Raw genomic sequence first — 13,191 nt, 5'->3', positions numbered from 1 at the left:
TCGGAATTGGGCTTATAATAGTGTATGTCAATCGCCTATTATCTGTGCTTCTGTCTGGAGTCCTCCTGCCAATTTATTTCGATCAAGTTCCACTTTCCCTTTTCATAGTACCAGTAAGAAACAGCGGTGCCGATGCCATCAGCTTTGTATGCACCGCTGATCTGCTGGTATCCTTTTAACCCTTTCCCTGGCTTTCCTTTTATCTTTGCAGGTTCATAAAAGGCAGTCGGAAGAATCATCAATTCCATGGGTTCATTCAACTTCCCGTCCGTATAGATACCAAGTCGCTCGTAATCATCTTTCCGGTCGCTTAAATCAACCGTATAGGATTGATTTGTATCAGTGAAAGAAATAACCGCTTTATAGTCGTCCTGAAATTGAGCCTGGATCGTCAGCCCTTCAGGCAGTCCCAAGTCAAGTAATTTATTTTCTGCAAGTGTGTGCAGAGCCATATTATATAGTACGCCGCTCCCTCCTGTTGCAGCCGAATACAGCATATCCTTTACCTTGTCATGGTTCAAATCAACAAACTCGATTTCGGGCTCATACCCTCCTTCATAATCAATACGAATCTCACTGCCTTTAGAAGTTGTGATGTCCGCCCATACCTCTTTTAAAAATAATGCATCAGGAGAAAACGGTATCGCGTTCAAATTAATTTTATCCTTTTTCCCATCTCCTGTGACATCTTTAGAGTAAGACTTGATTGTCAGTTGATCGTTCTTGGGTTGTTCTTTCGTGACTTCCGAATAGTTTCCTGCGATTGCATGCAGAGACAAAATGAAAAATGCACCAAAAGCAAACAATAACTCTTTACGCATAATGTCCTCTCCTCGGTAAGATAATTCTCTATTATCTTCACCAAATAAGGAAAAAGTATGTAAAAAAACCAACTCAGCGCATGAGTTGGTTTTAGTGATCAAAGATCCTGGGATTTAGCAGCCGGTTTCTCATCCCAGCATTCAATTCCTTTCAACCCTTCGATGGAGTTAGAGTAGAAAATTGGATCTTTCCCTTGTTTCTTCTGTGCACGATAGTCCTTTAATGCTGCCAGGGCAATCTTGGTAAGCAATGTAATCGCGATTAAGTTGATGATGGCCATGAGACCCATAAATAGATCTGCAAGCCCCCAAACGACATCCAGCTTCACGACTGCACCAAAGATCACCATCCCGATCACTGCAAGCCTGTAGATGAACAGTGCAGCAGGACTGTACTTGATGAACTCAATATTTGTTTCACCATAATAATAGTTGCCGATAACCGAACTGAAGGCAAATAAGAAGATGGCTACCGCTACGAATGTATTCGCCCATTCACCGACATGGAAACTCAGTGCTGCTTGTGTCAGCTGAATGCCGTCAATGCCAGCCGTGTATTGATCTGACAGGATGATCATGAAGGCAGTCGCCGTACAAATGATCAATGTGTCGGTAAACACCCCAAGAGTCTGGATCAATCCTTGCTTAACGGGGTGTGTGACCCCGGCAGTCGCAGCAGCATTCGGCGCACTACCCATACCGGCTTCATTCGAGAATAGGCCCCGTTTGATCCCCATCATGATAGCTGCACCGACTCCACCGCTTACAACTTCCCTGATCCCGAATGCACTTTCATAAATCAACACGAACATATCAGGGAGCATGGTGATATTGGTGATGAGAATATAAAGGGCAAGTAAAATATAAAGAATGGCCATGACGGGTACAAGGATTTGTGTCACGTGAGCAATTCGCTTGATTCCTCCGAAGATGACGACCGCCGTGAGTGCCGCTAATATAATACCAGTCGTTAATCGGTCAAAAGAGTATGCGCCTTCCATCGCTAATGAAATGGTATTCGATTGCACAGAATTAAAGACCAAACCGAAACAGAATGTGATGATGACGGCAAAAAGAATTCCCATCCAGCGTGCGTTCAATCCTTTTTCCATGTAATACGCGGGACCGCCGCGAAATCCATCTTTACCATCATTTACTTTGTAGATCTGTGCCAGAGTACTTTCAATGAAGCTTGTTGCTCCTCCCAGCAATGCAATCAGCCACATCCAGAAAACGGCACCCGGACCGCCGCCGGCAATCGCTGTCGCAACACCAGCGAGATTTCCTGTCCCGACGCGGGATGCAGTACTGATGGTGAATGCCTGGAAAGAGGAAATCCCCCTTCTTCCTTTTGCTGAAATCGTCGTTTTATCTGTCAGTAATCGTCCCATTTCAACAATATAGCGAAACTGGACAAACTTGGTACGCAGTGAAAAATAGAGTCCAAGCCCTACAAGACCTGCAATAAGAATATAAGACCACATATAATCATTTAACGTACCGAGTATGGTATTGAATAATTCCATACATGTATCCCCTCCTGGTTGTAATAAAATGTAAAATGTACGACCTATGTATGTTTACCCCCGACGACACCTTTTTAATCTATCAAATTAACCGTTTCCAATCAAATACAATTATATAATTATAAAACTTGATATTTTTTCCTGAAAGCTGAAATATATTAGAGGATCAAAAAAACCGACTAAGCATCCTTAGCCGGTTTTGAATTTATTGATCATTTTCGGTTGGTTTTAACCAAGTTTCTATAACTGGACCGCTTTCAGCCTCATCGATCACGAATGATCCATTGGAATAACGATCATTAGCCCGGAGATCCTTTATTTTTACCTCTTCAGTCTTGCCTTTTTTGGTTATCAGTTCAACCCTATTGGTATCATTCACCACTTCAATTCGAACTACTCGATGCGGGTTCGATTTCAATTCCCGGAGCATGATGACCCCGCGCTTTGCACGGCTGGTTCTTTCGAATTCGGACAGTTTCATCTTCTTCACTGCACCGCGTTGGCTTACGAGGAAAACAAATTCATTTGAAGGATCAGTTATGACCTTGCCTGAAACAACAAAGTCATCGTCCTTCAAATTGATACCTTTTACACCAGCCGCTCTCGGGCCGACGATGCTTATTTCTTCTTCCGTAAACCACAAACCATAGCTAAGGTGAGTTGCCAGGAATACTTCCTGTTTTCCATCTGTTAAATGTACATCCACCAGCGTATCATCACCTTTTAAGTTGACTGCGACTAATGGACGTGAATATCGCTGTGCCTTATATTGAGAAAGCTCAGACTTCTTGGTCATACCGTTCCTGGTTATGAACAGAAGGTACTGATCCTCACTGAATTCTTTAATAGGGATCGCCTTCAATACCTGTTCATCTCGATCGATCGGAACGATGTTACCTACGTGCTGTCCGAGGTCCTTCCAGCGGATGTCGGGCAGCTCATGTACCGGGCAGTAAATGTAATTACCCTTATTGGTGAACACGAGAAGGACATCCGTGGTATTCATTTCATACTGGCCCAGCAGCCTGTCCGTTTCTTTCATAGCAAGATCCTGGCCGTTTGATGCTGCATATGATCGAAGACTCGTGCGTTTGATGTATCCGTCACGGGTGACTGTCACCATAACGTCCTCACTTGCTATCAATACTTCGAGGTTGATCTTGATTTCTTCAATTTTATCTTCAATTTGTGTTCTTCTTGCATCCGCAAATTGCTTCTTGATTGCTTTTAATTCTTTCTTGATGACACTATATAACTTACTCTCACTTTCGAGGATCGCTGTTAATTCTGCAATCAATTTCTGAAGTTCTTCCGCTTCATTACGAAGTGCCGTGATGTCTGTGTTCGTCAGACGGTATAACTGAAGGCTGACGATTGCTTCCGATTGAGCTTCAGTGAATTGATACTGATCAATCAGGTTGTGCTTTGCATCTTTTTTGTCTTTTGATGCACGGATGGTAGCAATCACTTCGTCAAGGATCGATAATGCTTTCATTAAACCTTCAACGATATGCTGACGGTCGCTTGCTTTCTTCAAATCATGCTTGGTACGATTCGTAACCACTTCTTTTTGGTGTTCAATATAGGCGTCCAGCAAGCCTTGCAGCCCCATAAGCTTAGGACGTCTATTATGTATGGCCACCATATTGAAGTTATACGAAATCTGAAGGTCGCTGTTTTTGTAAAGATAGTTCAGCACACCGTTCGCATCTGCATCTTTCTTCAGTTCGATCACAATGCGGAGTCCTTCGCGGTCTGTCTCATCGCGAACCTCTGCGATTCCCTCCACTTTGCGGTCCACTTTGAATTCGTCCATCTTTTTCACGAGATTCGCCTTGTTTACTTCGTAAGGGATCTCTGTGATGACGATTTGCTGCTTGCTTCCGCGGATATTTTCAACTTCAGCTTTTCCGCGGACAACGACTTTTCCTTTCCCGGTTTCATAGGCTTTTTTGATGCCGTCAACCCCTTGTATGATCCCTCCGGTAGGGAAATCCGGCCCTTTCATGACAGTCATTAAATCATCGACTGTACTTTCTGGTTTTTCCATGCGCATGATTGTAGCATCAATCACTTCACCTAAATGGTGAGGCGGGATATCCGTTGCATAACCTGCAGATATACCCGTCGATCCATTCACTAACAGGTTTGGAAATCGGGAAGGAAGTACAGTAGGTTCACTTGACGTATCATCGAAGTTTGGAATGAACTCTACCGTACTTTTGTCGATATCACGCAGTAATTCCATTGAGATCGCTGACAGTCTTGCTTCTGTATAACGCATGGCAGCAGGGGGATCGCCATCGATGCTTCCGTTATTACCATGCATTTCTACAAGGTAGTTCCGTACTTTCCAAGTCTGACTCATCCGGACCATGGCATCGTATACGGAAGTATCACCATGAGGATGGTAATTACCGATTACGTTACCGACGGTCTTAGCTGATTTACGGAACCCTTTTTCCTGGGTATTACCGTCAACATACATGGCATAAAGAATCCGTCGCTGAACGGGTTTGAGTCCGTCCCTGGCATCGGGTAATGCACGTTCTTGAATAATGTATTTACTATATCGTCCAAACCGGTCGCCAAGCACCTCTTCTAAAGGCAGATCTTGATATCTTTCTACTGTTGTCATGTATTACCCCTCCTCTGCGACCGTGATGTTTTCATTTTCCAGGATGCTGCCGTCTTCTTCCAAGCCGAATGCTACATTACTTTCGATCCATTTCCGGCGTGGTTCGACTTTGTCGCCCATCAGGGTCGTGACACGGCGTTCCGCACGTGCAGCATCGTCGATTCTTACTCTGATCAGCGCTCTGGTCTCAGGGTCCATGGTCGTTTCCCATAATTGATCTGCATTCATTTCACCCAGACCTTTATATCGTTGGATCATATACCCTTTACCGATTTTTTTCATGGCTCCTTGAAGCTCTTCATCTGTCCACGCATATTCTATTTTTTCTTTCTTTCCCGTCCCCTTGCTCACTTTATAAAGCGGAGGCAGGGCGATGTATATTTTTCCGGCTTCAACGAGCGGCTTCATATAGCGGTAGAAGAAGGTAAGCAGCAAGACTTGAATATGTGCTCCATCCGTATCTGCATCGGTCATGATCACAATTTTATCGTAATTGATGTCGTCGACGTTGAACTCAGGTCCGACTCCGCCTCCAATGGCGTGAATGATGGTATTGATTTCTTCATTTTTGAAGATATCCTGTAACTTTGCCTTTTCTGTGTTGATGACTTTACCACGCAGCGGCAGGATGGCCTGGAACTTACGGTCACGCCCCTGTTTTGCAGAACCTCCGGCAGAATCACCCTCCACCAGATATAGTTCATTCCGCTGAGGATTTCTCGATTGGGCGGGAGTCAGCTTTCCAGAGAGAACGGTTTCAGAACGTTTTCGTTTTTTGCCGTTGCGTGCATCTTCCCGGGCTTTTCGTGCAGCCTCGCGCGCTTGAGCCGCTTTGATCGATTTTTTGATCAGCAGTGAGCTTGTATCCGGATTTTCTTCCAGGAAATAAAGCAGGTGCTCTGAAACGACGGAATCCACCGCTGAGCGGGCTTCACTTGTACCGAGCTTACCTTTTGTCTGTCCTTCGAATTGCAGGAGCTCTTCAGGGATCCGGACCGATACAATCGCTGCAAGGCCTTCCCTGATATCCGTCCCTTCCAGATTCTTATCACGATCTTTAAGGATCCCTGCTTTACGGGCATATTCATTGAACACCCTTGTCATAGCTGTCTTTGCGCCTGCTTCATGGGTGCCGCCGTCTTTCGTACGGACGTTGTTGACGAAAGACAGGATGTTTTCAGAAAACCCGTCATTGAACTGAAATGCGAATTCCACTTCAATGCTGTGATTCACGCCTTCGAAAAAGGCAACATTGTGGAGACTGTCCTTCTCTTCGTTTAAGTATTGAACAAATGCCTGTATCCCGCTTTCATAGTAAAATACTTCCTTTTGATCATGCCGTTCATCTATGATTTCAATTTTCAAGCCTTTGAGAAGGAAGGCGGATTCTCTTAAACGTTCACAAAGTGTGTCATAATTATATGTTAGCGAACTGAATATTTCCGGATCCGGTTTAAAATGTATGAGTGTTCCCGATTTTTTGGTCTTTCCGATCTTTTCAAGAGTAGTTTCGGGTTTACCGCCTTTTTCAAAACGCTGTTCATACTTGATGCCGTCTCTCTCGATCGTAACCACGAGCCATTCTGACAAAGCGTTGACGACGGAGGCACCGACCCCATGCAGGCCGCCGCTTGTCTTATACCCGCCCTGCCCGAATTTACCGCCGGCATGAAGGACGGTCAGGATGATTTCAGGGGTAGGCTTACCCATTTTATGCATCCCTGTCGGCATCCCGCGTCCTCTATCCTGAACGGAGATGCTGTTATCTTTATGTATGGTGACGGTGATTTCATTACCGAAACCTGCTAGTGCTTCATCTACTGCATTATCTACGATTTCGTATACTAAATGATGCAGCCCTCTGGAGTCAGTAGAGCCAATGTACATACCAGGTCTTTTGCGAACGGCTTCCAAGCCCTCTAAAACCTGTATTGCATCATCATTATAAGCCATGGACTGTGTCTTGTCGGCCACGAACATTCCCCTTTCAAACTTCACTGCCCGTATCTAAACTTCTATACGGATTTCTATGTTCTATTATTACTATAACATAAGAACATTTGTTCGTTTACCTGTTTTTCGTCATTTTAGGTAAACCACTATGCTATATTGTAGCGTTTTATTTGATTTTCGCAAATTAATTTTCTGATTAATACTGTGCTCCTGGAGGATGACCCCCGGCCTTGATGCTTGAATTCCGTTGTGAAAGCGATTGATTCAATTATCCGAAAAAAAAGCAAGCGGTAGACGCCGCTTGCACCTAGTGGGAACTATTTGGTTAAAGCATGTTCAACCTTAATGCATCGATCCATGATCACTGTATATCCGCGTTCTTTGAGGAAAGAGTAAGCCTCATCATTCATGACACCCAGTTGAGCCCAGAAAACCTTAGCATCTATTTTATCAAATTCTCTTGCAATTTCGGGAAGGAATTCCGAACGCCTGAACACATTGACAATATCAACGGATCCTTCGATTTCCTCTAATGAAGAGACCGCTTTTATCCCAAGAGCGGAATCGATTGTAGGGTTAACCGGGATGATTTCGTAGCCTTGGTCCTGCATTGCCTTTGACACAGAATGGGAGGTACGATCCGGATTGTCGCTTAATCCAACGACTGCAATCCGCTTCGAGTTCTTCAATATTTGTCCCATTTCTTCACGTGTTGGATTTTCTATCATGAGAATGCACCGTCCTTTTGAATATCTATTTCATGCGTTCTAAAGTCCTATTCTATTTTTATAGCATAATTTCCTTTATTTTTCAAAATTTTATGAATATGTTCCTTTAAAGATAAAGTGAATCCGATTAAAAGGATTCACTTTATTTTTGATTATTCTTTTATAAAACCTTTTGAAATGAGGAATTCACGTGCCACATCTTTTGGTTCTTTTTTATCGATATCCACTTTTGCGTTCATTTCACTCATTTCTTTTTCAGATATCTGACCCGCTAATTCATTTAATGCTTTTTCCACCTCAGGATGTTCTTTCAATACTTCCTGGCGGATGATCGGTGCTGCATCGTATGGAGGGAAGAAGCCTTTATCATCTTTTGTTGACTTTAGATTGTATCGTTCGATTCTTCCATCGGTAGTAAAGGCAGGGATGATATCCACATCTCCGTTTTTCACAGCCTCATACATAATATTAGGATCATAGCTTTCTTTTTTCTTAAACTCGAAGCCGTATTCTTTTGAGAAAGCATCGTAGCCGTCTCCCTCGCGTTCATAGAACTGGTGAGGGGCTCCGAAGCTAAGGTCCTTTGAAAGGGGCACTAAGTCAGAAAATGTTTTTGCATTAAAATCCTGATCCTCTGTGTAGGCAAGTGTATACGTATTTTCGAATCCAAGAGGCTTAAGCCAGGTCACATTGAATTTTTCTTCATATCCTTTTCGGACCTGATCCAGTATCTCGTCACCTGAAGCCCCTTCCTCTGCCTGTTCTTTAAGAACCGCTTCCAGTCCGGTTCCGGTATACTCTACATACACATCGATATCTCCTTTTTCAAGAGCGGGAGTCAGGATCGATACCTCACCCAGGCCTTCTTCAACTTTCACATCAAGGTCTGTCTTTTCCTTCAATAGCTCAGCCATGATATGTGTCAGGATGAATTGTTCTGTCCACATTTTACCTGATACTGTAATCGTTTCCTTCCCTCCGTTATTGCCGCAGCCCGCAATGATGATCGAAGCTGCCAGCAGGATAATGAATGGGGTAAGTATCTTTTTCATATGTATGCTCCTTTTTTGTGTGATTTATTTTCGGGCTTTCAACCCTTTTGGGGTTGTTGCCTTTTCCAGAAGTCTTAACAGAAAATCAAAAAATAATGCCAACAGTGCGGCCGGAATTGCCCCGGCAAGAACGAGTGAATTATTCCACGTCGAAAGCCCGCGGTATATCAGGTCTCCAAGCCCTCCGGCTCCAACGAATGTCGCAAGTGTTGCAACACCTACCGTCAACACAGTAGCCGTGCGTATTCCGGCCATGATGAAAGGCAGGGCAAGCGGGAGTTCAATCTTGAATAATAGCTGTGAATTGGTCATTCCCATTCCTTTTCCCGCTTCTATGACACCTTCATCCACTCCTGCGATCCCGGTAAACGTATTTCTGAGGATTGGAAGCAGTGCATAGACAGTAAGCGCGATGATCGCCGTTGTATTTCCCGTACCGAGCAAAGGAATCAAAAATCCAAACAGGGCCAGACTTGGTATCGTTTGGAAGACAGCTGTTATCCCTATATAGAACTCTGCGATCTGCTTCTTCCTCGATATGTAGATTCCAAGAGGCAGTGAAATCACAATCGCAATAAATATCGAGATGAACGATAGATAAAGATGTTCAACCAGTCCGGTCATGATATCATCCGAGCGGGTTGTGAGCGTATTGATAAATGAGAGGGTTTGGATCATTGTGATGGGGCCTCCCTTCTATTTTCTGAAGCGACAGCCTTCAGGATATCACTTCTGGATACACTTCCTATATGCTTCCCGTCTTTCGTCACAACCAATGTATGAGGCTCTTTGGAAACAAAAATACCAGCGGCTTCAGTGAGTGTGGCATCGTGGGAAATCGTCTCATATTCAGATTCTTCATAATGGAGGAAGATTGGATTTTCATCGATGATATCCGCCATTACGATTTCCTTTTTGCCTTCATCAATCCGATGCTCCCCGATAAATGAACGCACAAAATCATTGGCGGGTGAAGTAATCAATTCGCCCGGTGTTGCGATTTGCTCGATTCTTCCGTCCCGCATGACGGCAATTTCATCGGCGATTTTCAACGCTTCGTCGATATCATGCGTGACAAAGACGATTGTTTTATGTATGGAGTTTTGGATATGTTTCAGTTCATCCTGCAGCTGCTCCCTGCTGATGGGGTCGAGGGCACTGAAGGGTTCATCCATCAAAATAATTGGCGGTTCCGCAGCAAGAGCACGTATGACACCGACCCGCTGCTGCTGTCCTCCGCTCAATTCAAGGGGATATTTTTTTCGGTAAATGCCGGGTTCGAGTCCGACCAGGTTCATCAATTCAACGACCCTGCTTTCGTATTTTTCCTTTTTCCATCCCTTTAGTTTCGGTATCAGACTGATATTCTCTTCTATTCTCATATGAGGCAGGAGTCCGATCCGTTGAATGACATAACCGATATTCCTTCTCAGTTCAACTTCATCTTCTTCCGATATGTCCCTGCCATTGATTGTGATTGTGCCGCTGGTAAGCCCAATCAGTTTATTGATCATTTTCATCGTAGTCGTTTTACCGCATCCGCTTGGACCGATCAACGCGACAAGTTTCCCCTCGGGAATCGTCAAGTCGATTCCTTTAATTGCTTCTGTCCCGTCTTCGTACACTTTTTTGACATTCTTGAATTCAATCATATAATCACCTGCCTGAAATCTAATCTAAACATATTAAGAATACCCGCAGAACCAAATAGGTAAACATATAGGTAGTCTTTGATGAAAAATCTTCCACCATCCTAATGCTATACGAAAAAAAGCAAGTAAACAAATAGTTTACTCGCTTTTCATGGATTTATCTGTTCTTGACTTGATTGTCTGCTCCACCACTATTCCCGTAACGGTACCAAGTATGAGCCCATTATTAAGTATGGAGGCTGCTGCCACAGGCACATCTTTAAACGCAGATGGGGGTACAAACATGGCACCCACCCCGACAATAAGGGAGATGCCAGCGACAAAATGGGTGCGCTCCAAGTTCGTTTCTTTTTGATATTCACCCAAAGCAAGACCGACCATCTTTATAAAAATGACTGTTGTGACGGCGTACCCGACCGGGGCGGGTAAACTTGCGAATACATTCATCACCTTGGGAACCAGGCTGATAACGATGATCATCGCGCTTCCCGCTATGAATGGAAGGATTCGATACATTTTCGTAGCAGTCACAAAGCCGGCAGAGCCGGATATCGGGACAGAACCGATGGCAGAAAATACTCCTCCCAGCAGCTGGTTAATACCTGAAGCAAAGCCGCTTGAATTATACCGTTCATACACAGGCTCACCTTGTGACTTCATCACTTCCTCCATGACTCTGATCGACGCGATCATATTGGTCGTTAGCAGAAAGGTGATGAACACTGACGTAATGACTACCCCGGTATCAAATGCCGGTGCACCAAATACGAATATTTCAGGTAAAGCGAACCAGGAACTTGAAACGGTTACCAGCCCTCCGAGTCCCATCCCCGCAAAAATTAACCAACCTGCAATCAGGGCGAGGATGATGGAATACTGTTGTACCCACTTTACTTTATGACTGGAGAAGTAAAGGGCTAGAAGGATCGTCAACACACTTCCGAGCAGCACGACAGGCTGCAGTGTGCCCTCTTCCCCACTCAGCCCGAACATGCCTTTAACAAAAGAACCGCTCAGCTGCAATATCAACAGCATCAGATAAACAAAGGTGATGGTTGGAGTAAATAAGGAAGTCAATTTTCTTAAAAGCCCAGTCGCACTAAGAAGGAAAAAGATGATTCCGCTGACAATCATGCCTCCTTGTAAAACAGTTAATACTTTTTCATGGCTGCTGTATAGAGTGCCTGAAAATCCTGCATAGATGGCAAAAACACCCCACCAAAGGCCTGCAGGTCCCTCGTTGATTGGCAGTTTATGTCCGATCAGTGCCTGGATGAGACTGGCTGCTCCCAATACGAAAATGGTCCGCTGTATGAATCCGGCGGTCTCTGCTGGAGATAACTGAAATAAATCAGCAATTGCAATGGGAGCGGCAATTGATCCAGCAACCATGAACGCCACCCATTGAAAAGCTGATAAAAATAAATGCATAAATATATTCACCTTCAATTCAATAAAATAGGCTCTGCTACAATACAAATGTATGGTGATTAACATAGCCAAATAATTAAGTGTATTCATTTTATCATATAGAAGAGTTGAAACATGTGAAAACGTCTTATTATATAAAATATCATCTAGTTTTATGAACAGGTACTAAAAAAATCCTGATTTTCTCCCGTTTTAATGGAAAACATGTTAAAATAGAGAACGCACTCCCGAAAAGCGGAGGCGGCTTGCTCAGCCCCGACAAGCATAAGATGAATGGGCCGGGAAGGCGCTTTTTGCCTTCTTGGACCATTTAGCTTATGACCTCGAGGGGCTAGCCGCCGGAGCTGGACAAATCGAAAAGCGGAGGCGGCTCGTTCAGAAGCGACAAGCATAGGACAGGGCATCCATAAAGGCGCAATTTGCCTTTTTGGATGGCATGACTTATGTCTCGAGCTTCTAGCCGCCGGAGCTGGACAATCATACGAGTAAATTTATACTTTATCACTACATATTTAAAGGAGCAGTGATCATGATTTATGCCCTTATTCTTGTTATAGCTTATATCCTGGGCTCCATCCCCTCAGGGTTGATCATCGGAAAAAAATTCTATGGGATCGATATCCGTGAGCATGGGAGCGGAAACCTTGGCGGTACGAACACGTTCAGAACACTTGGGGTGAAGGCCGGCATGGTCGTAACCATCATGGACATCCTAAAAGGAACGGCCGCTACGTTATTACCTCTGTTTTTCAGTGTTGAACCAAAGATGTTTATGCTGGTGGCAGGTATTTTTGCCGTTATCGGTCACATGTATCCTCTTTTTGCAAACTTCAGGGGCGGCAAAGCCGTTGCAACCTCAGGCGGTGTCCTATTGGGATATGATCCGCTATTATTTCTGATATTACTTGCCGTTTTCTTTTTAGGTCTGTATGTGTCTAAATACGTATCATTATCATCTATGCTTGCTGCCATTATTGCTTTTACTTATACTTTATTCACGGGGGATATTCCCTTGATGACCGTAGTCGGTGTTCTAGCCTTCTTCGTTATCTATAGACACCGAGCAAATATTGTACGAATCAAAAACAGAACCGAACCTAAAATTAAATGGCTTTAACTTAAAGCGGCTTAAAACCAGTCATTTCACGCCAGAAACGGCAGCGAATTGAACGGTTTTAAGCCGCTTTTGCATTCGCCGATTCACACGTATAAAGCTCGTCTCCACTTGTTTGCAGACCAAGAAAAGAAACTGCGTATATCGAACAGTGCTGAGTAAATTGAAAGTGCGGTTAATTCTATAAAGTATCGTCAATAATGGTAAAAAAATTGCATCTCCCGCTTTTCATTTTTTTACTGTAAAATAGTAAGAAAAACATATGAAAAGAGGACA

10 protein-coding genes are annotated in these 13,191 nt (G+C 43.9%); 1 reads left to right on the top strand and 9 read right to left on the bottom strand.

Translation table 11 applies throughout. The features are described 5' to 3' along the window. Positions 1–38: 38 nt before the first annotated feature. From HWX64_RS10335 to HWX64_RS10295, 9 genes are all read right to left on the bottom strand, one after another. Positions 39–821 carry a hypothetical protein gene (locus tag HWX64_RS10335; protein WP_175989364.1) on the bottom strand — a complete coding sequence of 261 codons (783 nt, stop codon included), beginning with the start codon at positions 819–821 and terminating at the stop codon, positions 39–41. 98 nt (positions 822–919) lie between these two features. Next, positions 920–2,347: a sodium:alanine symporter family protein gene (locus HWX64_RS10330; RefSeq protein ID WP_175989363.1), complete on the bottom strand. Its 1,428-nt coding sequence runs from the start codon at positions 2,345–2,347 to the stop codon at positions 920–922. A 205-nt stretch (positions 2,348–2,552) separates the two neighbouring features. Further along, on the bottom strand, positions 2,553–4,985 hold the full coding sequence (gene parC, locus HWX64_RS10325; protein ID WP_175989362.1) for a DNA topoisomerase IV subunit A: 2,433 nt from the start codon (positions 4,983–4,985) through the stop codon (positions 2,553–2,555). A gap of 3 nt (positions 4,986–4,988) precedes the next feature. After that, on the bottom strand, positions 4,989–6,938 hold the full coding sequence (gene parE, locus HWX64_RS10320) for a DNA topoisomerase IV subunit B (protein WP_175989719.1): 1,950 nt from the start codon (positions 6,936–6,938) through the stop codon (positions 4,989–4,991). Positions 6,939–7,255: 317 nt separating this feature from the next. Next, on the bottom strand, positions 7,256–7,666 hold the full coding sequence (locus HWX64_RS10315; RefSeq protein WP_175989361.1) for a CoA-binding protein: 411 nt from the start codon (positions 7,664–7,666) through the stop codon (positions 7,256–7,258). A gap of 152 nt (positions 7,667–7,818) precedes the next feature. Further along, the gene (locus HWX64_RS10310) at positions 7,819–8,718 is read right to left on the bottom strand and encodes a glycine betaine ABC transporter substrate-binding protein (RefSeq protein WP_175989360.1); all 900 of its coding nucleotides are present in this window, start codon (positions 8,716–8,718) and stop codon (positions 7,819–7,821) included. Between the two features lie 24 nt (positions 8,719–8,742). Then, positions 8,743–9,396 carry an ABC transporter permease gene (locus HWX64_RS10305; RefSeq protein WP_175989359.1) on the bottom strand — a complete coding sequence of 218 codons (654 nt, stop codon included), beginning with the start codon at positions 9,394–9,396 and terminating at the stop codon, positions 8,743–8,745. Further along, positions 9,393–10,370: an ABC transporter ATP-binding protein gene (locus HWX64_RS10300; RefSeq protein ID WP_175989358.1), complete on the bottom strand. Its 978-nt coding sequence runs from the start codon at positions 10,368–10,370 to the stop codon at positions 9,393–9,395. Before HWX64_RS10300 ends, HWX64_RS10305 begins: the two co-directional genes overlap by 4 nt. Positions 10,371–10,508: 138 nt before the next feature. Continuing rightward, positions 10,509–11,801, bottom strand: coding sequence for a purine/pyrimidine permease (locus HWX64_RS10295; RefSeq protein WP_175989357.1), 1,293 nt, complete (start codon positions 11,799–11,801; stop codon positions 10,509–10,511). Between the two features lie 529 nt (positions 11,802–12,330). On the opposite strand from HWX64_RS10295, the gene plsY reads away from it, so the two are divergent. After that, positions 12,331–12,918 (top strand): glycerol-3-phosphate 1-O-acyltransferase PlsY, encoded by a 588-nt coding sequence (gene plsY, locus HWX64_RS10290; protein WP_175989356.1) that lies wholly within the window; start codon positions 12,331–12,333, stop codon positions 12,916–12,918. The last annotated feature ends 273 nt before the right edge of the window (positions 12,919–13,191 follow it).

Origin of the sequence: Bacillus sp. Marseille-Q1617, from assembly GCF_903645295.1 — a bacterium.
GTDB lineage: Bacteria > Bacillota > Bacilli > Bacillales > Bacillaceae_B > Rossellomorea.
This window is presented reverse-complemented; position numbering and strand designations above follow the sequence as displayed.